Here is a 23,393-nt window from a genome sequence, read left to right as displayed (position 1 = left end):
TTAGCCTACTAAAGAGCCGTTTTCTACAAGTTGTTCAGGGCTTATGAGCACAAGTTTATCTCCGCTTTTTGCAGAAAGTATCATACCATCGCTTTCATGCCCAAAAATCTTAGCTTTTTTAAGATTACTTATAACACAAACTTGCTTTCCTATCAAATCACTTGCTTTATAATACTTAGCAATACCTGAAAGCACTTGACGAATTTCTTTATTGTCAAGTTCGAGTTTAAATTTTAAAAGCTTTTCACTACCTTCTATATTTTGACAATCAATTACCTTAGCTACTTTGATCTCTATTTTTGCAAAATCATCGATTTTGACTTTAGGCTTTTCTTCTTTTTTAATTTCTTGCTTTTCTTCTTGAGATAAAAGAGGCTTTTCTATTTTTGGAAATAAAGCTTCGCAAGCATTAGCCTTAAAATCCAAAAGTTCATTTTGTAATATAAGTTTTTGATAATTTGTAGGTGAAATTTCAAAATTTAAAGCTAAACCTACCTTTTGACAAGATTTTGGCAAAGTAGGGCTTAATAAAAGACTTGTTTTAGCTAGAATATTTGCACAAAGTCCTATAAGAGCATTGGCTTCTTTGATTTTATTTGCTTTGATTAAATTCCAAGGTTCGTATTTGCTAATGGCTAAATTTGCAACACTTAAGGCTTTAAAAAGTTCTTCTAGATAGCGATTGCATTGTAGATTTTCTAAAAAATTTATAGAACTATCTAGGTGTTCTTTAGCTGTATCAAGTTCATTTTTGTAAAATTCTAAAACGCCTTCTTGAGAAATATTGCCTTGATTGTATTTTATACTCATTCCTATAATGCGGTTAAGCAAATTGCCAAATTCATTGCCTAATTCTGTATTGATTCTATTAATCAAAACGCTTTCGCTAAAATCACCATCATTCCCAAAAGGAACTTCTCTTAGCAGAAAGTATCTAAAAGCCTCTAAACCATAAGCATCTACCACTTCTTTAGGTTTTACAACATTGCCTTTAGATTTACTCATTTTTTCACCCTCTTTGGTCCACCAGCCGTGTGCGCCGATAAATTTAGGCAAAGGTAAATCCACGCTCATTAAAAAAGCTGGCCAATAAATCGCATGAAAACGCAAGATATCTTTGCCTACTAAGTGTATGTGAGCTGGCCAAAATTTAGCATTTTCTCCTTGGCTTTGATAATCAAGTGAGCTTATATAAATAAAAAGTGCATCAAGCCATACATAAATGATATGCTTATCGTCTTTAATTTCTTCTGGGATTTTAATACCCCAATCAAAGCTCGTTCGAGTGATAGAAAGATCTTTAAGTCCACTTTGGACAAAATTAATCAATTCATTTTTTTTATTTTTAGGTAAGATGGGATCTTCTTTATCATACCATTGAAGAATCTTATCTTGATATTTTGAAAGTTTAAAAAAATAACTTTCTTCTTTTAATAAAGAAGTGTCTTTGCCACAATCAGGACACCCACATTCGTTTATAAGTTGGCTTTTTGCGAAAAAACTTTCACATGAAATACAATAATGCCCCTCATATTCGTCCTTATAAATATCTCCTTTTTGCCACATTTTTAAAAACATAGCTTTAACAAAATCAACATGTCTAGCATCGGTTGTTCTTGCATATATATCATAAGTGATTTCAAACTCATCCCAAAGTTTTTTAAATTCAGAACTGATTTTATCAGCATATTCTTTTGGGGTTGAGTTTCTTATTTTTGCTGCTTGTTCTATTTTTTGTCCGTGTTCATCAGTGCCTGTTAATAATCGAGTCTCATGCCCTTGCAAACGATAAAATCTAGCCAAAGTATCTGCAATGATAGTAGTGTAAGCATGTCCTAAGTGAGGCACATCATTTACATAATAAATTGGAGTTGTAAGATAACGCATTTTATTCCTTTAAAAATCAAATCCGCCTTCGGTTTTACCCTTAGACATACTATTATAAACCGCATCTACATAATCTTTTCTCGTAGAGCAATTAAAAATTTCATCGCAATTATAGCAAGACTTTAAGCCTTTTGAGCTTTGACAAGAGCTTAAAATTTCTTTTTTTTTATCTAAATCCTGTTCAAACTCATCTCTTATTTCACTCATTATAAGCCTTTAAAAGCTCTGAAATTTCATATTTTGAACCAAAAAAGCAAGGTGTGGTTGCGTGAATTTCATCAAAATCAAGCTCTAGTAAAGAATGATTTTTTCCATTTGTGGTTTTACCTCCTGCTTTTTCTATAATAAATGCTAAAGGAAATACTTCAAAAAAAGCACGCAATTTACCCTTAGGTGCATCGCTGGTTGCTGGATAGCTAAAAAGCCCACCACCTTTAAGTAAAATTTGATTGATATCGCTTACCATAGCCCCTGAATATCTTAAACGATAACCCTCATCGAATAATTTTTTGATAAATTTAGCATGCTTTTCTTCCCAAAATTTTTGAGTACCGCCTGTGGCATTGATTTTACCTTTTTCTTGCATTTGAAGCTCTTTGACAAAAGCAAATTTATCGTTTTTATCAAGACGATAAAGTTTTGGCTTATCTTCGCAAATAACAAGTTCTAAACGAGCCCCATACATACTATAAAGCGCAGCTTTTAAATTTTTAGCACTTGCTTTTTCTTCATAAATGGCAAAAATAGAACCTATGGCAAAATTAACATCCATCAAGCTTGAGCCATCAAGTGGATCGTAAGCGACAACAAATTTCGCATTTTCATTGATATTTAAAATCTCATCTTTTTCTTCACTAATGATAGCTTTAATACTAGGGCATTGGCTTAAAGTATTTGTGATAATCTCATCGCTTAAAACATCAAATTTAAGTTGAGTATCGCCTGTGGAGTTTTGGTTTTGACTATAGCTTGTATCGGGAAATTTTAAAGCATTTGAAATTTCAATCACTGCTTTTTGTATATAGGAAATAAGTTCTTGCATTTTATAATTCTCCTTGTAAATTTTTTGCATTTTTTAAAATATAATTACAAATTCCTTGCACATCGTTTAAATCAAGCCAAGTTAAATTCGGATAAGAATCAATTTTTTCATAGCTTGCGATAGCATTAGAAAAAGCAAAATAGCTTTCATCAATTTCTTTATAAAAAACACTTATACGTGGCAAATCTAAGGTTTTTAATCCCTCAACTAAACATAAATCAAAATCAGGTGCTATTTTTAAAGCACTTAAAATATCTCTTTTTTCATGCGAGAAAAAAGTTGTACGAGTGGGGCTTAAAACCATCACTTCAGCACCACTTTGAAAAAATTTAAAACTATCCTTGCCATAGACATCAAATTGAGCTTTATCTGCAGGATCGTGTTTGATAATCAAAACTTTTAGGTTTTGTTTTATAAATTCATTTGCAATTTTTGTGATTAATGTTGTTTTGCCTGAATTTGAAGGACCGCTAAAAGCTATGATTGATTTTTTCATTACTATTTTCCTAAAATAAAATGTAAATTATAGTATTTTAAACCAAAAAATAGAGTTAAAAGGTTAAAATATAGAAAAAAATTAGGAAAAATATGAAGATTTATGCTTTAGCTCTTGCAATGTTAGTTTTTAGTGCTTGCTCTTTAAAGGAAGAAGCGATAGTAGATGCAAATTTAAAAACTCAAACTTTAATGTTTGCTCAAAAATACAAAATCACTCAAGATAAATTAAATGCTATAATTACTATGTCTTATTTAAATCCTATTTTAGATAAAGCCAGTCAAGATGATATCTTTGCTTTGACTATCACTCCTGATACTTTGAAGATAGAAAATTTAGAAATTTTTATCAATGAAAGAAAAGCTAAGATAGAAGAACTTGATGAAGAGTTTTTTAAATATTTAATACAAAATCGCTATACTCAATATCTAAAAATATCTCTTCCAAGTGTAAAAGAAGAAGGTAAAATTACAGCTAAGATTTGTTTGAACCAGCTGCCTTGTTTCGAGTTAAATTTTCAAAAATATCCGAAATCCTTATACTATCGTTCAGAAGACGTCGATACACAATATAATTAGCCAATACTTTTTTTCCATAAATTCGACTTTCTTGATAAGGAACAAATTCCATAGACAAGAAAGGCTCAAATTTACCTTGTTTAAACATATCATCTCTTGCAAGCATACGTTTGGTAAAGCCTATACCTCCATTATAAGCATAAGCGATAAAAAGAGGCGAATCTAAATGTTTTTCTAAATAATTTAAATGATGATTTCCAAAATAATAAGCATTTTTTGGCTCAAACATAAAATCTTGATCAAAATTTGGAATTTTTAACTCTTTCTCACCAATATAATTGGCTAAAAATGGCATAAATTGCATCATACCTAAAGCATAAGAAACCGATATAGCAGTAGGGATAAAACGACTTTCTTGTCTAGCAATAGCCAAAATAAGCGCTTGTCTTGGAGTATTATAATCTTTAATGTATTCATAATAAGGCATTATAAAATAATGGTTTTTAAATTTCGACTTTCTTTCTAAGATATAAGCATAGATAGGCAGAGTTTCTTTTGAGTCAAATTCTTTAGCCAATCTATCAAGTTCGCTTGCATTAGCTTCGCGAATTTGTTTGTTGAGTTTTTGCCATGCGAAAGGATCTTGCATATTGAAATTGTTTTTTTTCTTATTTGTAGAATCTATGACTTCGATTTTAAGAAATTCGGAATTTGTTAATTCTTTAGCATAAAGACTATAGATATTTAAAGAAGAGCTTTTAGCTAAAGTTTGCAAATCTTTATCATCTTTTTTAATCATCCACATCCAAAATATAGCATTATCTTTATTGCTTTGCATTTTAAAAGTTTGTGCTGCTTTGGCAAAGAAGTTGTAAGCCAGTTCCTCTTTATTATAAGCTAGGGCATTAATGCCTAAATAAAAAGCAGAATCCTCATTTACGAATGTTGGATCTATTTTTAGCATTGAAGCCCTAAATTTAGGATTTTCTTTTTTTATGATAATATTTTGTGCAAAATTCTTAAATCCTACATGAGTTGGCAGCTTATTAGCAAAACTAGCATTTAAATCAAAATCATATTTTTTAGAATAATTACGAAGTCTAAAAAAACCATTAACATCTTCTTTTTGAATGATATAAGCCATAGGTTCGGGAGTGTTAAAAGCTAAAAGTAAATTAGCCAAATCGCCTCTTTGATGACTGAGTTTTTGAGCTAAGGTGCTTCGGCTAGCATTATCAAGGCTTGCTATAAAAGCTATTGAGTTTAATCTTACACTTTGGCAAGTTTGATTTGCATCAAGTATATTAGCTTTGGTATAGTTGTAGCATGGAGCGTATTTAGGGTCGATGAAAATTTTTACAGGAATTATTTTTTCAAGTTCGGATTTGATTTTACCTACATAGCGGAAGATATGAGAATTTAAGCCTTCAGCCTCTTTTTTGCTTATTACTTTGTTTTCCAAAAGACGATAGATATAATAATCCTTAGCTATGGAATTTTCTTCTTGTTTTAGCCTTTCTAAGTTGTATTGCTTGGCATTTAAAAATGCCAAGCTTAAGCTAAGTAAGATAAATATTTTTCTCACAATAAGCTCCTTAAGATATTTCCAAGAAAAATACTAAGAAATTGTAAGGCTAAAACGATAATCAAAGGCGCAAGATCTATGCTTCCTATGCGTGTTGGAATTTTTCTCACTAAAGCATAAGCAGGAGAGCTTAGCTTATATAAAATTTGAACGATAGGATTGTAAGGATCAGGATTTACCCAACTTAAAAGCGCTGTGATGATGATAATCCAAGTGTAAATATTGATAATAATTTGAATCACTTGAAAAATAGAAATAATCAAAGAATCTACAACCATTATTTATATCCTTGCTAATTCATTAATATAATTTTTTATATAAGGGTAAAGATCGCTTAATTCAGGACCATGGGTATTTCCTGTTAGGATAATTCTTAGAGGCATAAAAAATTTTTTACCCTTTAATTGACTTTTTTCTAAGAGATAGCTTTTAAACTCTTCATAACTCTCAAAAGGCTCGATTTGACTCAAAAGATCTTTTAAAATTTTACATTCTGATTCAAATTCATTGAAATCTTTAGCGCCAAAGATGGCTTCTAGTTTTTCTTTGATTTCTTTGATGGTACTTGCTTCTTGGGTATAAAATTTAGCAAGTTGTGCTAGATCTTTGTTTAAATTTAAAGCAGTGTTGAGTTCTTCATCTGTCATCAATTTTATATGTTCGCGATTGATTTGCAAAAGTTTTTTAAGATCAAATCTTGCTGGAGCTTTAGAAATTTTGCCGATATCAAACCACTCAATTGCTTCTTCTAAAGTAAAAATTTCACGAGGAGTTTTATTTCCCAGCATGATAAGATAATTCGCGATCGCACTAGGTAAAATTCCACTCTCAAGCAGCCATTTTACTGAAGAATGAGCCTCTCTTTTACTCATTTTCACGCCCTCTTCATTTAAGATAATAGGCAAATGCGCATAAGTCATAGCTTTATCATAACCTAAACTCGCGCGAATATGTTCTTGTTTTGGAGTATTTGAAACATGATCTTCACCGCGTATGATACAGCTTACATTTTCAAGCATATCATCTACTGCGCAAGCAAAATTATAAGTAGGGGTTTTATCTGTTCGCATAATCACGAAAGAATCGATATTTTCAGGTTCAAAACTTAGTTCTCCTTTGATAAAATCTTTAAATTTCATAGCATGAGTAGGTTTTTTAAGGCGAATTACAAAGGGTTTTTCACATTCTAAAACATCAATATCTGCTAAATTTTGACAAGTGCCATCGTAGCGATATGCCTTGCCTTGCTTTTTGGCGAGTTCTTTTTTAGCTTCAAGTTCTTCTTCAGTACAAAAACAAGCAAAAGCCTTTTTTTCGCTTACAAGCTTTAAGGCCATTTGACGATGAAATTTTAAATTTTCACTTTGCACATAATAATGCTGCCATGAAATGCCAAAAAGATGTAAAATTTCTTTAATTTCTTCTTCTTTGCCTATTATATTTCTAGCCTTATCGGTGTCTTCGATACGCAAAATGAAATCCATATTTTTTTGTTTAGCGCATATATAATTAAATAAAGCCGCGCGTAAATTTCCTATATGCATATCGCCTGTTGGAGAAGGTGCAAAACGATACATTTGATAACCTTTGATTTTATTAAAAGCTTATTATAACAGAAAAATTTATATGGATATTTAATTTGCTTTGCTATAATTAGGATTATGATATTTTTTATTTTTTCTTTCGTTACATTATTGATTTTTGGTTTGGCAAATATTTATATTTATAAAAGATTAATTAAGAAAATTTTTATTTTTAAGTATCTTTATAAAATTTTTGCCTTTGTTTTTACTCTGCTTTATTTAGCTCAAGCAATATTTTTAATCTTTCGTAGAAATGAATACTTAAGTGATACTTGGTATGAATTTTTAGCTGCATTGTATGCACCGACTTATTGTTTATTTTTTATAACCTTAGCGCTTGATTTTATAAGGCTTATTTTAATGTTAATGGGTAAGACTCATATAAAATACAATCTTACCCTGCGTTCGCTTTTTGATTTTGCTATCATAACTTTAGCAGCAGTATCGATTTATACGAGTATAAATAATGCTATAAGAGTACCTGAAATTCAAAGCGTAGATATTCAACTTGCTAAACTTGATCGTGATTTAAAAATAGCTATGCTCACAGATATACATTTGGGTAAAAATTTACATAAGGATTTTTTAGATAAGCTTATTGTCGAGGTCAATTTGCAAAAGCCTGATATGGTGGTTATAGTAGGGGATTTGGTAGATACAAATCCTAAAGAATTGCAAAATTATATCTCAAGGCTTAATGATTTAAATTCTACCTATGGAACTTTTTATGCTTTAGGAAATCATGAGTATTATCATGGAATAGAAGAAGTTTTAGACTTGCTTAAAAAGTATACCAATATGAAAATTTTACTCAATCAAAATTTAGATCTAGGCTTTATAAATATCGCAGGACTTGGGGATTTAGCAGGGCTTAGTAAGGGTTTGTATGCTCCTGATTTAGCAAGGGTTAAGGTAGATTTAAATACAAGCAAACCTAGTATTTTACTTGCCCATCAACCTAAAACAGCCTTGCTTTATGATTTAAGTGATTTTGATCTTGTTTTAAGCGGTCATACGCATGGGGGACAGATTTTTCCTTTTATGTTCTTAGTAAAGCTTCAGCAAGGTTTTATACGCGGACTTTATAATTTGGGGGAAAATACTAAACTTTTTGTCAGTAGCGGGGTAGGATTTTGGGGACCTAGTCTTAGAGTTTTTGCTCCCAATGAAATTGCGATTTTAAATTTGAAAGGTGAAAAATGAGTTTTTCTAATGAGAGTTCAAGAATTTTTGGACTTATAGCAGGGATTAAATTTCCTAGTTTTATACAAAAAATAATCAATGAAAAATATGTTAATTATTTTAAGATCGATATGAGCGAATTTAAAGCTCCTTATGAGTATGAAAGCTTAAATGCACTTTTTACAAGATCTTTGCAAATTCCAAGAGAGATAAATGAGGGTTTTATAAGTCCAAGTGATGGGAAAATTTTAGAGTGTGGAAGTGCTTTTTTGGCAGATAATACACCTTTTGCTTTTTCGATCAAAGGGCATACTTATAGCATAGAAGAGCTTTTAAAAGATAGTTTTAAAAAAGAGGAGCTAGAAAATGGACTTGATTATGTTAATATCTATCTTTCTCCAAGAGATTATCACCGCTATCATAGCCCTTGCGATATGAAAATTTTAAGTGCGACTTATACAAGCGGGGCGCTTTATAGTGTAAATGAAAAGCATTTGGAGCGTATTAGCAATTTATATGTAAAAAATGAAAGAGTGAGTTTAAAATGTCAAAATGATAAGGGTATTTTTTGGCTTGTGTTTGTAGGGGCTCAAAATGTAGGAAAAATGCGTTTTAAGTTTGATGCAAGCATACAAACTAATGCGAAATTTTCTCATAATTTTACTAGAAAATACGACAATTTAGAACTTAAAAAAGGCGAAGAATTAGGCAATTTTGAGTTAGGTTCTACCATAGTTTTAATTTCTCAAAAAGGACTTTTAGATATCAAGCTTAAAGCAGGACAGAATGTTAAGTTTGGAGAAAAAATAGCGGATTAATTTTTAGGTGTTTTATTTGCCATTTGATAAATAAAAGCAAACACTTCAGCTACAGCTTTGTACATATTAGGTGGAATTTCATCTCCTAAATCTAATTTGCTTAAAATTTCTATCAAATCCTCATCTTCTTTGATAGGAACTCCATGTTCTTTAGCCAAGGAGATGATTTTAGCAGCACTTTCTCCTTTGCCACTCGCAAGAACTTTAGGTGCTGAATGTTTTTCTTTTTGATAGCCTAGAGCAACAGCTTTTTTGATAGATTTTTTTATCTTACTCATACTTTTTTATCCATACCCATTTCAAGATCTAAATTTTTAGCATTTCTTGTATCAAATTTACTCCTTATGATATCTCCTACAAAGAAATTTGCACTTAAAAGTCCTGCTTTGTTGATATTTCTTTTAAGTTCGTGGGCATTTTCATAGATGGTTTTTCTAAATTCAACATTTTCTGCCATGATATTGATATCTATATATTTTTCATTGTTTAAAGAGATAAGAATTTCCAAATCACCAAGCTTAGCAAATTCAAGTTTGATTTGAGCAAAAAATTTATCTTTTTTTCCACGCCTAAACATGATTTTAGAATCATCTAAATCCTCCCAAGAAAAGGGTAGGTAGGTATTGATAGAATCGTTAGCTAAAGACATGAGTTGATTGAGTTCAATTTGCGCCAAAAGACGATTGGCTTGATTATATACAGCTTCATTACCTTCGTTTTTGGCTAAATTTGAAATTTGTAAAAGGGTTGATTTTACATCATGGTGTAAGGACTCGGCTATATCTTGCTCAGTTTTTGGTTTAATTTGTGCTAAATCTTTTATGGATAAGTTTAATTTATGTTCTAAGGTTTTTAATTCTGCTTGATTGAGTTTAGCATTTTGAGTGTGGGGTTCGAGTTCTTTTAAGCTTTCATTGAGTTTTCTTGAAAGATTGCTTAAGCTTTTACTTAAATCCTGCACTTGTTCTAAGTCCAAATTCTCTACACTAAAGGCCAAATTTTTGACAATATTTTGTTTTATAAATTCTTGATTTTTTATGATGTTTTGAGTGGTTTGGTTGTTTAATTGTTGTGTGTTTTGAGGATTATTTGTATTTTGCGTATTGCTTGGATTATTGCTTGGATTGTGAGTGTTTGCTGAAGTTTTATTTTCTGTTTTTGTTTCGTAAAATTTAGGATTTTCTTTAGCGATATTTTCTTTAATTTTTTCTTGTTTTTCATCTTTAATCTTATCTTGGTTTGAAGTGGAATTTTTTGTATTATTTTCTGCTTGATTTTCTTCTGTTTTGTTTTTTGAATCTTGAGTATTGTCTTTACGATTTTCCGTTTTAGAATCCAAATTTTGATCCTCTTTTAGATGAAAGTCTTCTTGGGATTCTAAATTGGTCTCTTTTTTGATATCTTGCTTTACATCTACATCATTATCATCTAATACATTTTCTTTTTTCAGTGTTTGAGTGGGCTTTTCTTCACTTTCTCCTTTTTTTATATTAGAATTAGGACTTTCTTCCTCGGTATATTCATCATGTTTGACGATGTCTTCTTTTTGAGTCTTTGCATCTTCTTTGATATTTTCATTTTTAATAGGCTCATTTTTAATGTTTTCTTTGGAATTTAGAAGACTTTCTAAGATGCTTTCTTTTTGTGGTGTTTTGGGAAAATGATCGCCTAGTATATTTTTTAAGGTATTTTCTAATTTTTCAAAAGCCCAAGCGCTTTGTTTTAAGAGCTTGGTATCTTTTATCATTAAATTTTCTGGTCTGTTTAAGGCTTTAAAAAAATCATTTTTTATTGCACTTAATTCTTTTGCAATTTTACTAGCTATAGGAAGAATTTTTTCTTGAGTATGACTTGGATTTTTAGCGATATAGTTTTTAAAATTCTCTAGTTTTGAGCTTAAATTCAAAAGTGCTTTAAAAGAACTTTGATTTAAAATTTGCTTATTTTCATTTTTATTAGAAGAAATGATATTTTTTAATTCTTTTAAGGTGTCTTTAGGGCTTAAATTTGCGTTTGCAAGCTGAGCTATTTGTGTATTTAGCTTTTCACTACTAAGACTTTTGATTGTGCTTATAAGAGAGTGAAAGCTTTTGGGTAATAATTCTTCATTCAAAGCATCTTTTAATTTTGCTTCAAAAAATATACCCGAATTTTTTAACAATGGTGCTAAATTGCTATTTTTTATTTCACTTGCAGGTTTTAAAATTTGATTTAATTTGTCTAAAACTTGAGTGAAAGTATCGCTTTTTGCAAGCTCTGTGCTTAAGACTTTTAATTCATTGGCAAAATTAGGGGCTAGATTTAAAGTTTTTCCTTGTTTGAGCATGGGTGAATCAGGATTTTTTTGCGCATTGATTTGATCTAAGAGTTTATTGACAAGTTCTTTTAATTTTGTGCTTGTTTCATTTTGGACAAGACGGGTTAGCACCTCCTCATCGCTTGCATTTTTGTTTAGGCCTAAATTTTGTTTTAGAGCTTGAGAAAGTAATTCTTTAGGATTGTCTTTGGAATTTAGTTTGTCTTTGCTTATCCCACTATCTGTTTTTATGTCATTTTTTTGTGCATTTGCAATTTGGCTTGTAAGCTGGGTATTAATCATCAAGCATCACCATATTACCTGGTTTTTTCTTAAATTTCTTATTTAAAATATTGGGTTTATTAACTGCAAAAAGGATAAGAAATCCAAGAGAAGTTATATAAAACCAAACAAAACCATTTGTATTAAAATATTGTATTAAAAATCCTAAAATTAAAGGACCAAATAAAGAACCTAAGGAATAACAAAATAAAACCCCGCGGCCTAATTCAACGCCTTGATTTTTATTTGTTAGCATATCATTAGCCCTTGCAAGAGCTAAAGCATAAAGACAAAAAACTCCTATGCCAAGTAAAATACCTAAAAAATATTGTATATACAAATAAGGTTTGAAAAAAGCAAAGATAAGCATAGTGAAAAAACCTATGCTTGAACAAGTAATGATTGCAAATTTTCGTCCCATTTTATCAGAAATACTTCCTACTACAATTTGAGCTAAAAATCCACCCAGCACCCCGCAAAACATAAAATAAGAAACTTCTTGAGCTCCAAAGCCTTGTAAAAGTATAAATAAAGATGCCATAGAAAAAAATCCATTAATAAGCATTCCAGCTATAAAACTTGTAACGATAGCCAAAGGAGCTATGTCAAAAATTTTAGGTATGGAAATAGGACTTGGTGCGGGCAAGACGGGTTCTTTGATTTTGATTAAATTTAAAGGCAGTGATGAAAGCAAGATAAGCGCTGCGCTTAAAATAAATATATTATGTTTGCTCAAATCTAAGGCGATAATCAAAATCCCAATGCCAAATGCAAGATAAAAAACGATTTCATAAAAACCTAAAATTCTAGAACGAACAGCATTTTTACTTTTTTCATTAAGCCATGATTCTATCACCATTAAAAGTCCATAATAACAAATTCCTATAAAAAATCTTAAAACTGCCCAAAAAACGAGATTTTCACTAAGGGTATGAAGCATAGCAGAAATTCCAAAAACCGCACCAAATAAACCAAAAGATCTTATATGTCCTATGCGAGAGATGATTTTATGTGCTCCGATAGTGCCTATAAGGGCTCCTATAAAAAAGCAAGAGCTTACTACTCCAACAGCTAAAGAACTTTCTTTATTTTCTTTTAAGATAACACCTATGGAGCTTACTATCAAAGCGTTGCCTGCAAACAAAAATGTCATACTAGCAAAAAGTGCTGTCATGGATCTAATGATTTTTTTTGGACTCATATCTTCTTATATACAGCATAAAAATAAAAACACATACCAGCAAGGATGAAATTCCACATATATAAGATAAAATATCTAATTTATCTTGACGATGTAAAAATAAAAATCCTGCAACTAAAATCCCATAGGCTATCAACTTAAATAAAGCAAAAAACAAAGTAAAAAAGCGCAACCTATCTTTAAAATTTAGAGTTAAATCGTCTTTAATAGGAATAAATTTAACAATCCTAGGTAACTTTTCTATCTTTTTTATACAAAATAAGTTTGGATAAATAAAATCTTTTTGATGATTTTTTGCTTGGGTTAGGATAAAATTTTTATAATTAAAATAAGAAGTAAAAACGATCAATAAAATGCTAAAAAAAGCAAACTCATAGCTTAAAATTATATTTAAATTTATCCATTTAAAAATAACAAGAATGCAATAAAACAAGATGTGAATCAAGCACAAGATAATAAAAAAAGCTTTTTTATTTTCCATTATCTTGTTCTTTTTGACGAATTTTCTCTTTTATAAACTCATCTCTTTGTTCGAATTCTCCATAGCTTTTAACTTGTGATTTATAAGCTTTATAAACATTAAGTATTGCTGCTGCAACACCCCAAAATACACCCAGCCAAAAAAGCCAAGGGTAGGGTGTAAATTTTTTTAATAAATACCCCACGCCAATCCCGATTAAAATAGCAACCACCATAGAAATTCCAAGACTAAGTCCATCTGCGGCTTCTATAGTCTTGCGAATGATTTTTTGTCTTTTATTTGAGAAAGTATGATTAGAATTTTTACTCATAGTTTTTTAAAGCTTTCATATGTACTTTGTAGGGTTTTATCGATATGCTCTTTATTCATTTTAGCACAGATAAATCCTGTTTCAAATTGAGAAGGAGCTAGATAAATTCCATTTTTAAGCATATTTTGATGAAATTTAGAAAAGAGTTTAAGATCAGATTTTAAAGCATCTTTATAATTATATACTGGATCTTGTGTGAAAAAATATCCAAACATAGAGCCTATATAGCAAGTTTGTAAAGCAATACCTCTTTCATTTGCAAGCTCTTTCATTCCCTTAGTAAGCCTTTTGGCTAATTTTCCAAGTTTAGTATAAAGATCTTTTTTCTTTTTGGCTTTAGATAAACTAGCAATTCCTGCGGCCATTGCCAAAGGATTTCCACTGAGTGTTCCTGCTTGATAAACTCCTCCTAATGGACTTAAAATATCCATGATTTCTGCTCTAGCCGCAAAAGCTGCCGCAGGTAAACCCCCGCCTATAACCTTGCCAAAAGTAACGATATCTGCTTGTATATGATTAATACCATAAGAGCCAAGATATGAAGCTCTGTATCCACTCATCACTTCATCAAAGATAAGCAAGGTATCGTTTTCTTTACAAATTTTGGCAAGTTCTTCTAAGAAATCTTGCTTGCCAGGAACTAATCCCATATTTCCTGCAATAGGCTCAATAATAACACAAGCAATGTCTTTATTTTTCTCAAAAAGCTCTTTTACGCTTTCTATATCATTATAAGTTGCTACTAGGGTATGCTTTGCTACATCTGCTAAAACCCCTAAAGAGCTCGGTGAATTAAAAGTAGCAGCGCCACTTCCAGCACTTACAAGTAAAGAATCTGAATGCCCATGGTAGCAACCTTCAAATTTTAGAATTTTATCTTTTTTAGTAAAGCCGCGAGCAAGGCGTATGGCACTCATAGTCGCTTCTGTACCACTGCTTACAAAGCGAATTTTATCTAAATGCGGAAAGTCTTCTAAAACAAGCTCGGCTAGTTGTGTTTCTAGTAAAGTCGGTGCACCAAAACTTGAGCCCTTTTTTAAGGCTTCATTGCAAGCTTTTAAGATATCTTTATCACAATGCCCAAAAAGCAAAGGTCCCCAACTTTGCACATAATCAATATAGCCATTTCCTTCTATATCAAAAATATAAGCTCCCTTACCATGAGATATAAATCTCGGTTCGCTTTGTACATTTGCAAAAGCACGCACAGGAGAATTTACACCTCCTGCTATAAGATTGCAAGCTGTTTTAAAAGCTTTTTTGTTTGTCATTTTTGCTCCTTTTTAGATTGCTTGATGTAATTATATAAGGTTATAATTTCATCATTGGTTAATGAATAATTTGGCATGATTGATTTTGCATCTTTGCTTTGATTAAGAGAAGTTCGAAATTCTTCAAAACTAAGATTTTGAATGCTTGGAACTTTATAGGCTGTTTTAACTCCATTTTTCATATAAAAACCTAGAATTTGTTCGCTTCCATCGCTACCATGGCATTTTTTGCAACTAATACCCCTTGGATTTTCATAGAGCATTTTTGAATACTCTTTAAGTGTTATGAAATCAGAAGCAAAAAGATTTAAAATAGCTCCTAGAAATATTAAAACAGCTTTCAAAATTTCACCTTGTTAATGAAGTTTTAATATGATACAATTTTTACTTTAAAAAAGTGATAAATTTATAAAGGAAAAGAATGACTTTGCTTGATGGTAAAGCTTTAAGTGCTAAGATTAAACAAGAGCTTAAAGAAAAAAATAAAATTTTAAAAGAAAATGGAGTGCAGACTTGCCTTGCAGTAATTTTAGTAGGCAATGATCCAGCGAGTCAAACTTATGTTAATTCTAAAGCTAAGGCCTGCGAAGAATGTGATATAAAATCTTTAGTTTATCGTTTAGATGAAAATACAACTCAAAATGAGCTTTTAGCTCTTATCAACACTTTAAATCATGATGATAGTGTTCATGGAATTTTAGTTCAGCTTCCTTTGCCAAAGCATATCAGTAAAAATTTAATTTTAGAAAGCATTATCAGTAGTAAAGATGTGGATGGTTTTCATCCTATTAATGTGGGTTATTTAAATTTAGGCTTAGAAAGTGGATTTTTGCCTTGCACCCCACTTGGCGTTATGAAGCTTTTAAAAGCTTATGATATCAATCTTGAAGGACTAGATAGCGTTGTAATCGGTGCTTCAAATATAGTAGGTAGGCCTATGGCTACCATGCTTTTAAATGCAGGTTGTACAGTAAGTATTTGCCATATAAAGACAAAAGATTTGAGTGCTTATACTCAAAAAGCAGATTTGATTATAGTGGCAGCAGGATGTGTTAATTTGCTTCGTGCAGATATGGTCAAAGAGGGTGCTATTATAATTGATGTAGGAATTAATCGCCTTGAAAATGGCAAAATAGTAGGCGATGTGGATTTTGAAGAGGTTTCAAAAAAAGCTAGTTTTATAACCCCTGTTCCAGGTGGTGTAGGTCCTATGACTATAGCGATGCTTTTGGAAAACACAGTCAAATCAGCTAAAAATAGTTTAAAATCAGGAATATAAATGAATTTTTTAAAAAAACTTTATAAATTTTCACAATCATGGACAGGAACGGTTGTTATCGTTCTTTTAGTGATCTTTTTCTTCATACAAGCCTTTGTTATCCCTTCAGGTTCTATGAAAAATACCTTACTTGTAGGCGATTTTTTATTTGTTAAAAAATTCAGCTATGGAATTCCAACTCCACATATCCCATGGCTTGAAATTCCTGTTTTACCAGATTTTGATAAAGATGGACATTTAATCAAAGGACAAAGCCCTCAAAGAGGCGATATAGTGGTTTTTAGAAACCCTAAAAACGAAAAAGAGCATTTTGTAAAACGCTGTGTAGGAGTGGGTGGAGATAGAATTGTTTATGCTAATAAAACACTTTATGTAAGAATGCATGAGGGTGATGAATTTATGAAAGAACATTATCCTAATGATTTAGCAACCCTTGGAGGACAAATTTATGTTAAGGAGCCTTATAAACAAAAAGGGATTCATTATGATTTAAATAAAGACATAGAAGGTGATATTTTACGCTTTCTTGGTGCAGGTAATTTTGCTATGTCGCCAACCTATTTTAAGGAACTTGGAAATAATATAGGCTTTAGCGGTGGCAATGCCTATGTTTTTGATGTAGCCGAAGAAGAATATTTTATGGTAGGTGATAATAGAGATTATTCTTATGATAGTCGTTTTTGGGGTTCTGTGCCTTATCGTTTGATAGTAGGTAAGCCTTGGTTTGTTTATTTTTCATGGGATCAAGATAAAAATGTTCGCTGGGAAAGAATAGGGCGTTTTGTTGATACTTTAGAAAATGAAGAAGAATATATCCATGATTATGATGATGAGGATAAATTGAGTTGATTTTGTTTTCTGCATAAGCAGTAAATAAAATCACCTTGCTATTTTTTATTTATTTTTCACAATCACTACAAATACCTTTTATAAGCACGCTTTTAATCGTACCTTTGACTTTTGGCATTTGAACATCGCTAATTTTATGGCACATATCGCAAACAAAATGTGCCTTAGCATGATCTGCTAATTCATAAAAACTTTTGCGATTTAGCTCACTTTTACTAACAATGCCTTTTTTTTCAAAAAGTTCCATATTGCGGTAAAAGCTAGTTTTATTGGCTTTGATATTGAAATTATCGTAACTTAATGGAGCTTTTGCAAGAGATAAAATTTGTAATAATTCTATGCGCAGGTTTGTTATAGCTATATCATGTTTTTTTAATAATTCAAGAGCTTCCATAAAATTCACCTTTAAATATTTAAATTATACTTTATTGTAGCATAAAAAAAGCTTTATAGTTGCAACTTTATATTTAAGTTGCAACTAAGTTGCATTTTGTATAATTTTAAAAATATTTTACTATAAGGAAAATTTATGTTGAGAATTTTGTTATTAAGTGTATTGTGTGTTTTTGCTTTTGGAAAACCCATAATTAGCGTAAGTATCCCACCTCAAGCTTTTTTTGTAGAAAAGATAGCTAAAGACAGCGTTGAAATAAATATACTCATACCGCCAAATTCAGACGAGCATACTATGGAGTTTAAGCCTCAGGCATTGAAAAAATTAGAGCAAAGCAAAATTTATTTCTTAGCAGATTTAGAGCTTGAAAAAATCTTAGGAGAAAAATTTAAAAGTGTATTAAAAAATGTAAAAATTGTTAATATTAATGAAGGTATCCATCTTCTTGAAGGAGGACACGATCATAAGCATGATCATGATCACGATCATGATCACGATGGACATCATGCAGAAGAAGAGCATGATGAGCATAATGACCCTCATGTTTGGCTTGATCCTATTTTGGTTAAAAAATTGGCACAAAATATTACCCAAGCTTTGGTGCAAAGTTTTCCAAACAACAAAGAATTTTATGAAGCGAATTTGGCTAACTTTTTAAAAGAGCTTGATCAAATGGATGCTCAAATAGCAGAGAAACTTAAAAATATTAAAAGAAATGAATTTATAGTTTATCATCCAAGTTGGGCTTATTTGGCTAAAAGATACAATCTTGTGCAAATTCCTGTAGAGATTGATGGCAAAGAGCCTAAAAGCAAAGATTTGCAAAATCTTATCAAGCTTGCAAAAGAAAAAGATATACGCGTTATCTTTGTTCAACCTGGCTTTCCAGAAAATTCAGCAAAAGTGTTAGCTAAAGAATTAAATGCTCAAATTGTTTCTATCAATCATTTGGCTAGAAATTGGGATGAAGAACTTCTAAAAAGCATCCAAGCCTTAAGTTCGGCCTTGCAATGAGAGCGATTTTTGTTTTAATTTTTCTAGCTTTAAGCAACTTGTATTCTTGCGCCTTGTGCGCAACTTATACTCCAAATGTGAATGTAAATTTGGATTTTAATATAAGCAACGATAAAATCAAGCAGGTGAATATAAGTTGGGAATTTTCAGAAGAATTTTTTAATGTTTTACTTGAAAATTATGACTTTAATTATAATGATAAATTTGATCCTGATGAGCTTGAAATTGTAAAATACACACTTTTAGATTATATAAAACCTAAACATTTTCTAACCCAATTTAGCTTCAATGGTTTGGAAGAAAATATAAATATCAAGCAATTTAAAAATCCCAAACTGCATATACAATCTCCTCGTTTGTTATTTAGCTATCAAGTTGTTTTAGATATGCCCATTAAAGACAATAACACTTTTAGCGTGAAAATTCATGATGATGGAGGATTTTTTAATTTTAATATAATAAATCAAAATTCCATAAGCTTAAATTCGCAAAATTATATTATTTCTAGCATTGATTCAAATACTGCATCTTTTGAAATGTATCAAGGGCAATTACCTCAAGATGTATATATAGATAAAACTCCAACTTCATCTCTTTCAAAAAATTTTTTAGAAAAATTGATTGAATTTAACAATACACTTTTTGCTCATATTAAAGATATATTAAGAAAAGAATTTGATTTTAAATCCTTTTTTGTTTTATTGATGATTTCTTTTGCATACGGTGTTTTTCATGCTAGTGCTCCAGGCCATGCTAAAATGCTAACAAGTTCGTATTTTTTAACCCATAAAAGTACACCTTTAAAGATATTGTATTTTGTATCTAAGATAGGAGTTATTCACATATTGAGTGCGTTTTTATTGGTAAGTGTTGGAGTAGTTTTGCTTGAGCATTTATTAAAAGATGTTAATAATGAAGCTGGGTTTGTATTGACTAAGATTACGAGTTTGTTTATTATTTTTATTGCTTTATTTATGATCAGTAAAAAGATATTAAGCGATAAAAAGCAATGCTGCTGTACTCACCATAAAACTAATGAATGGGGTATTATACTTAGTGCTGCTTTAGTGCCTTGCCCTGGAGTTGTTTTACTTATAGTATTTGCTTATGAATTTAGTTTTTGGTATGCCTTAAGTTCGGCTTTATTTATTACCCTGGGAATGAGTTTGGTATTGTTTGCTTTTGCATTGGGGGCAAATCAATTTTACAAAAGCATTTCACATACAAAAATAAGAATCTTTTTAGAGTATTTTGGACTTATTGTTATGTTTTTATTTGGTTTGTTTTTATTTATCAATATAAAAACAAATGTGCTATAAAAAGAAATTTCTAGATAAAATGGGTAAAATATTTTTTATCTAAATCTAGATTTTTCAAATCATACATAATTAACAAGCAAGCATGTAGTTTATAAACTATGAAAAAATGCTTAGTGTTTAAAATCAATTCACATAAAAATTATTTTATAATATGCTTATTTTAAACAAAGGAGTATTAAATGAAAATCACAATGATAATTCTAAGCTTATTTTCTTTAGTATTTTTAAGTGCATGTGCTTTTAAAGAAAAAAGCAAGTGAAATAGAAACTCTTGCAAGTAATTATGGTGGAATTTATATCTTTGATAAAAAAATAAGAGAAGAGATATTGGAAAATGAAAGAAAAATAAAAGAATATAATCAATGGATTAATAATATATCTGCTTCTGATGAAGAATTAAGAGCTAATATTAAAAAATATGATATAGAAAAAAATTCCCCAAAATCCTTTCTAATGGTTGTAAATATTATCGTAATGATTATAATTATGATGTAAAAGACCCAGATTATGATTTTAACTTCGATGATAAACCCGAATTTGCATACTATGAAGATATATGGGTGAAGAAAACTATAAAAAATTAAAACCTTATTTGATTATGAGTAGCAACAACCCCCAAAGGCACAAAATATTTTAATGAAATCTTAGCTCCTAAATTTTATAATAAATACAAAGATTTAGAAGTAGAGATTGATGATAAGGGTAATGTGCTTAGGTGGATTGGAGAGATTAATAGATGAAAGATAAAAATGGCGATTGGTAAAGTAATTCATAAATACGGTTCGTTCTTTCCTGATTTTGATGAGATATTTTACAATTTAGGTTATGATGGTATTTGTTTTGATGAAAAATCAGATATAAAGCTTTTTCTACAAATTCCAAACCTTAAGAAAACAGATATTTTAGAATATTTTGAAGATCATTTTTTAGGATCAATTTTTGAGGATGCATGCGAATTTAATGACTTGGATTGTCCTTTGTTTTACACAGAAGATGAAAACTTAAAAAATTCCATAAAACCAAATTACAATAGCGAGTATGTAAGTATTATAGGGCAACTATTCTTAGCAGGATATATAGACTTTGGGATTACTCCAAGATCGGAAGATAAATATACAAGAACAGACTATCCTACTAATTTATCTTATTATAAAGAAGATAAATATCAAGCTTGGATATATTTTAGAGATAATTTCTTTTATACTAATGCATTTTTAAAAGGATATTATGACGATATTTTAATCTATAAAGGCAGAGAATATACAGCAAATACTCTACCCAAACTTAAAAAAGGAGAAACGATCCATAGTACAATGCATAGTGCTGCTTCTTGGGATATGCCAAGATATTGGAGTGGGTATAATATATGGGTAACAAGAACTCAAAAAGGCACGAAATATCTCCGTGAGATTTTAGAACCTAGAGTTTATAACAAATACAAAGATTTAGAAGTAGAAATTGATGATAAGGGTAATGTGCTTAGGTGGATTGGAGAGATTAATAGATGAATCTAAAAATTTTAGAATCAAAAACAAAAATTCACAATTTGAGAGATTTAAGATGAAATATAAAGTATTAAATAAAGAGCATATGAATTTTTATTTTTACGATATCCCTTATGAGTTAGGTAAAAAAATAAGTAAATACTATGAAATGCACCTTTTTCTACAAATTCCAAACCTTAAAAAACAGATATTTTAGAATTGTTTGAAATGACAATTTTGACAAGTTTTGATAACGAAGCAGAAATGGATGAAACAATTTTTGCTGATTATTTATTTGATTTTTCAAATTTATATAAATTAGCAAATCATTATGCGGATGATTATGTAGCTATTGTAGGACAACTTTTTTTAGATGATTGTATTGATTTTTGGCGTTGCACATACCATAAAATGGACAATGCAAATACAAAAACTCCTAATTTATCACAATACAAAAAAGAAAATAAATATGAAACTTGGAAATATTTTAGAGATAATTATATTTATTCTTATAATGATAATTTAGTAAATCATGCAACAAAAGGCGATTTTTGGGGGAATTTGGATAATTGGGATATGTATAATATCAATTGCTTTCGCACTCAAAAAGGCACAAAATACTTTAATGAAATCTTAGCTCCTAAATTTTATAACAAATACAAAGATTTAGAAGTAGAAATTGATGATAAGGGTAATATACTTAGATGGATTGGAGAGATTAATAGATGAGTTTATTTGGATTTTACATTGGATTTTACAAAGGATAAATAATGAGCGAAACTTATGAGATTTATACACCCAATGGGTTGATAATGGATGTATATAAAGATACTAATAAAATCATTTTTTCAGGAAATGCTAAACCCACAGGCAATTATACCGAAGAATATTCCAAAGCTTTGTTTGAAGCACACGACATTAAACGAAACTCCCCTACAAAGACTATAAACCAATATATCTAGATCCTAACTTTTATACAGGAGAGAAATCCACTTTACTTGAATTTAAAGATTGGCAAAGCATATATTTAAAAGATCCTATCAAAGGAGCTATAGCTCCTTGGACTAAAGCAGAAAAAGCTTATTATAAATCTTTAAAAACTAAAAGAGAAAGATGTAAGTATTTGGCAATAAGAAGTGGATTAAGATCTGTGGTTATAGATATACCCTATGATGCTTATTGTAATGTAGATGAAAAAGGATATTTAATCAATGAAGAATACGCCTATATTTATGATGAAGTAAGTTCTCATCGTGGAACATTAAAATCTTATTCTTTCTTTAATGAATGGGAATTAGCTGCTTTACTTCTAGGAGATATGAGAGCTAGTCCTACAGCCGCTGTAGGATTTAAAGCAAGACAACAAGCTTTATTTTTACAAGCTCAATTTGGAGATAAAAATGCTTTTAAGAGTTTAGGTTTAGCAGTATTGTGTTCTAATTCTTTTCTTACAGGGCAACATTGGAATAAGCTTAGAGCAAAAATGATTTACGATTTACACGATCATCATTATGAGAGTTTGTTAGATGAATTTGGTATGCTACCTTTTTTAGATGAGATTATAGGAGCAGATTGGACGATTGATTTAAATAAATATGATTTTGCCTATGATGAAGAAGGTAGAATCATTTGGGCTTTATATGATGATATTGAAAAAGGTAAATTAAAAGATCCAAGAGATGTGGATTCTACTCCTGAAAGCAGGAAAGAATTTGATCATTATATGGATGGATATGTAAATGGAATGGAAACTAGATTCGATGCTGATATTCCAAATGATTGGGGTGATCGACAAGCCACTTTATTCAAAGATACCCTAGTATTAAGTGCTAAACTCGCAGCCCTCACTCCTCCTCAAGGCTATCCTAATGCACCAAGATACTATAGCCCTGAAAGACTAGAAATTATTTATAAAAGACATAAGCTTGATAAACTCCTTGATCCAAGAATCCCTGCTATTTATAGATATAATTTCCCAAGGGAACTTAGAGCTAAGATACTCAAATTTGCTGAAGAAAATGGCATTAAAGATTAAAAAATCACTCAAAATCTTTAATATACTTTTCCAATGCTTTTAGGGTAAGATTCTCAAAAAGAATCTT

General features: G+C 30.4%; 26 protein-coding genes and 1 pseudogene. 12 read left to right on the top strand and 15 right to left on the bottom strand.

The window, feature by feature from the left end; all coding sequences use genetic code 11:
• Genes metG through mobB form a run of 4 tightly spaced genes read right to left on the bottom strand, consistent with a single transcriptional unit; the run spans window position 1 to window position 3,425 of the window.
• Window positions 1-1,887, bottom strand: coding sequence for a methionine--tRNA ligase (gene metG, locus AAID94_05075; protein ID XAK23223.1), 1,887 nt, complete (start codon window positions 1,885-1,887; stop codon window positions 1-3).
• Window positions 1,888-1,896: 9 nt separating this feature from the next.
• A complete protein-coding gene (locus AAID94_05070) occupies window positions 1,897-2,094 on the bottom strand; it encodes a hypothetical protein (GenBank protein XAK23222.1) in 198 nt (65 codons plus the stop codon).
• Window positions 2,087-2,929 carry a class 1 fructose-bisphosphatase gene (locus AAID94_05065; protein ID XAK23221.1) on the bottom strand — a complete coding sequence of 281 codons (843 nt, stop codon included), beginning with the start codon at window positions 2,927-2,929 and terminating at the stop codon, window positions 2,087-2,089. The genes AAID94_05070 and AAID94_05065 overlap by 8 nt, the downstream gene beginning before the upstream one ends.
• Window position 2,930: 1 nt before the next feature.
• Window positions 2,931-3,425: a molybdopterin-guanine dinucleotide biosynthesis protein B gene (mobB, locus tag AAID94_05060; GenBank protein ID XAK23220.1), complete on the bottom strand. Its 495-nt coding sequence runs from the start codon at window positions 3,423-3,425 to the stop codon at window positions 2,931-2,933.
• A gap of 92 nt (window positions 3,426-3,517) precedes the next feature.
• On the opposite strand from mobB, the gene AAID94_05055 reads away from it, so the two are divergent.
• A complete protein-coding gene (locus tag AAID94_05055; GenBank protein ID XAK23219.1) occupies window positions 3,518-4,003 on the top strand; it encodes a hypothetical protein in 486 nt (161 codons plus the stop codon).
• On the opposite strand, the gene AAID94_05050 is transcribed toward AAID94_05055, so the two are convergent.
• From AAID94_05050 to gltX, 3 genes are read right to left on the bottom strand one after another with little or no spacing between them, the layout of a single operon-like run.
• Window positions 3,900-5,531: a lytic transglycosylase domain-containing protein gene (locus AAID94_05050; GenBank protein XAK24784.1), complete on the bottom strand. Its 1,632-nt coding sequence runs from the start codon at window positions 5,529-5,531 to the stop codon at window positions 3,900-3,902. The two genes, AAID94_05055 and AAID94_05050, sit on opposite strands and share 104 nt — an antisense overlap.
• Complete coding sequence (locus tag AAID94_05045) at window positions 5,525-5,806, bottom strand: YggT family protein (GenBank protein XAK23218.1); 282 nt, start codon at window positions 5,804-5,806, stop codon at window positions 5,525-5,527. The genes AAID94_05050 and AAID94_05045 overlap by 7 nt, the downstream gene beginning before the upstream one ends.
• Before the next feature lie 3 nt (window positions 5,807-5,809).
• The gene (gene gltX, locus AAID94_05040) at window positions 5,810-7,105 is read right to left on the bottom strand and encodes a glutamate--tRNA ligase (protein ID XAK23217.1); all 1,296 of its coding nucleotides are present in this window, start codon (window positions 7,103-7,105) and stop codon (window positions 5,810-5,812) included.
• A gap of 84 nt (window positions 7,106-7,189) precedes the next feature.
• On the opposite strand from gltX, the gene AAID94_05035 reads away from it, so the two are divergent.
• Both AAID94_05035 and AAID94_05030 read left to right on the top strand, forming a co-directional pair.
• Entirely contained in the window at window positions 7,190-8,314 is a 1,125-nt protein-coding gene (locus tag AAID94_05035) for a metallophosphoesterase (GenBank protein ID XAK23216.1), read from the top strand.
• A complete protein-coding gene (locus tag AAID94_05030) occupies window positions 8,311-9,111 on the top strand; it encodes a phosphatidylserine decarboxylase (GenBank protein XAK23215.1) in 801 nt (266 codons plus the stop codon). The genes AAID94_05035 and AAID94_05030 overlap by 4 nt, the downstream gene beginning before the upstream one ends.
• On the opposite strand, the gene AAID94_05025 is transcribed toward AAID94_05030, so the two are convergent.
• The 7 genes from AAID94_05025 to AAID94_04995 are packed head-to-tail and all read right to left on the bottom strand — an operon-like array spanning window position 9,108 to window position 15,296.
• Window positions 9,108-9,389 carry a FlhB-like flagellar biosynthesis protein gene (locus AAID94_05025; protein ID XAK23214.1) on the bottom strand — a complete coding sequence of 94 codons (282 nt, stop codon included), beginning with the start codon at window positions 9,387-9,389 and terminating at the stop codon, window positions 9,108-9,110. The genes AAID94_05030 and AAID94_05025 overlap by 4 nt on opposite strands.
• The gene (locus AAID94_05020; GenBank protein ID XAK23213.1) at window positions 9,386-11,710 is read right to left on the bottom strand and encodes a flagellar hook-length control protein FliK; all 2,325 of its coding nucleotides are present in this window, start codon (window positions 11,708-11,710) and stop codon (window positions 9,386-9,388) included. Before AAID94_05020 ends, AAID94_05025 begins: the two co-directional genes overlap by 4 nt.
• Complete coding sequence (locus AAID94_05015; GenBank protein ID XAK23212.1) at window positions 11,703-12,890, bottom strand: MFS transporter; 1,188 nt, start codon at window positions 12,888-12,890, stop codon at window positions 11,703-11,705. Before AAID94_05015 ends, AAID94_05020 begins: the two co-directional genes overlap by 8 nt.
• A complete protein-coding gene (locus AAID94_05010; GenBank protein ID XAK23211.1) occupies window positions 12,868-13,371 on the bottom strand; it encodes a hypothetical protein in 504 nt (167 codons plus the stop codon). Before AAID94_05010 ends, AAID94_05015 begins: the two co-directional genes overlap by 23 nt.
• Complete coding sequence (locus AAID94_05005; GenBank protein ID XAK23210.1) at window positions 13,361-13,681, bottom strand: AtpZ/AtpI family protein; 321 nt, start codon at window positions 13,679-13,681, stop codon at window positions 13,361-13,363. Before AAID94_05005 ends, AAID94_05010 begins: the two co-directional genes overlap by 11 nt.
• On the bottom strand, window positions 13,678-14,952 hold the full coding sequence (gene hemL, locus AAID94_05000; protein ID XAK23209.1) for a glutamate-1-semialdehyde 2,1-aminomutase: 1,275 nt from the start codon (window positions 14,950-14,952) through the stop codon (window positions 13,678-13,680). Before hemL ends, AAID94_05005 begins: the two co-directional genes overlap by 4 nt.
• Window positions 14,949-15,296: a hypothetical protein gene (locus tag AAID94_04995; GenBank protein ID XAK23208.1), complete on the bottom strand. Its 348-nt coding sequence runs from the start codon at window positions 15,294-15,296 to the stop codon at window positions 14,949-14,951. Before AAID94_04995 ends, hemL begins: the two co-directional genes overlap by 4 nt.
• 77 nt (window positions 15,297-15,373) lie before the next feature.
• On the opposite strand from AAID94_04995, the gene folD reads away from it, so the two are divergent.
• Together folD and lepB are read left to right on the top strand one after the other, a co-directional pair.
• Window positions 15,374-16,231 carry a bifunctional methylenetetrahydrofolate dehydrogenase/methenyltetrahydrofolate cyclohydrolase FolD gene (folD, locus tag AAID94_04990; protein XAK23207.1) on the top strand — a complete coding sequence of 286 codons (858 nt, stop codon included), beginning with the start codon at window positions 15,374-15,376 and terminating at the stop codon, window positions 16,229-16,231.
• Complete coding sequence (lepB, locus tag AAID94_04985) at window positions 16,232-17,080, top strand: signal peptidase I (protein ID XAK23206.1); 849 nt, start codon at window positions 16,232-16,234, stop codon at window positions 17,078-17,080.
• 49 nt (window positions 17,081-17,129) lie between these two features.
• Here the strand turns inward: lepB and AAID94_04980 are convergent, their stop codons facing one another.
• Window positions 17,130-17,474, bottom strand: coding sequence for a transcriptional repressor (locus tag AAID94_04980; protein XAK23205.1), 345 nt, complete (start codon window positions 17,472-17,474; stop codon window positions 17,130-17,132).
• Window positions 17,475-17,609: 135 nt separating this feature from the next.
• On the opposite strand from AAID94_04980, the gene AAID94_04975 reads away from it, so the two are divergent.
• From AAID94_04975 to AAID94_04945, 7 genes and pseudogenes are all read left to right on the top strand, one after another.
• The gene (locus AAID94_04975) at window positions 17,610-18,488 is read left to right on the top strand and encodes a zinc ABC transporter substrate-binding protein (GenBank protein ID XAK23204.1); all 879 of its coding nucleotides are present in this window, start codon (window positions 17,610-17,612) and stop codon (window positions 18,486-18,488) included.
• Window positions 18,485-19,807, top strand: a complete 1,323-nt coding sequence (locus AAID94_04970) for a DUF1007 family protein (GenBank protein XAK23203.1) — start codon at window positions 18,485-18,487, stop codon at window positions 19,805-19,807. Before AAID94_04975 ends, AAID94_04970 begins: the two co-directional genes overlap by 4 nt.
• A gap of 228 nt (window positions 19,808-20,035) precedes the next feature.
• Entirely contained in the window at window positions 20,036-20,302 is a 267-nt protein-coding gene (locus tag AAID94_04965) for a hypothetical protein (GenBank protein ID XAK23202.1), read from the top strand.
• Window positions 20,303-20,556: 254 nt separating this feature from the next.
• Window positions 20,557-21,315, top strand: a complete 759-nt coding sequence (locus AAID94_04960) for a hypothetical protein (GenBank protein XAK23201.1) — start codon at window positions 20,557-20,559, stop codon at window positions 21,313-21,315.
• A 52-nt stretch (window positions 21,316-21,367) separates the two neighbouring features.
• On the top strand, window positions 21,368-21,508 hold the full coding sequence (locus AAID94_04955; GenBank protein ID XAK23200.1) for a hypothetical protein: 141 nt from the start codon (window positions 21,368-21,370) through the stop codon (window positions 21,506-21,508).
• A gap of 2 nt (window positions 21,509-21,510) precedes the next feature.
• Window positions 21,511-22,020 (top strand): hypothetical protein, encoded by a 510-nt coding sequence (locus AAID94_04950; GenBank protein XAK23199.1) that lies wholly within the window; start codon window positions 21,511-21,513, stop codon window positions 22,018-22,020.
• Window positions 22,021-22,061: 41 nt separating this feature from the next.
• Window positions 22,062-23,326 (top strand): annotated as a pseudogene (locus AAID94_04945) (hypothetical protein).
• Window positions 23,327-23,393: the final 67 nt, after the last annotated feature.

Origin of the sequence: Campylobacter coli (genome assembly GCA_039516895.1) — a bacterium.
GTDB classification, from domain to species: Bacteria; Campylobacterota; Campylobacteria; order Campylobacterales; family Campylobacteraceae; genus Campylobacter_D; species Campylobacter_D coli_B.
Note: the sequence above shows the minus strand (reverse complement) of the source record. Positions and strands in the feature narration are given on the sequence as shown.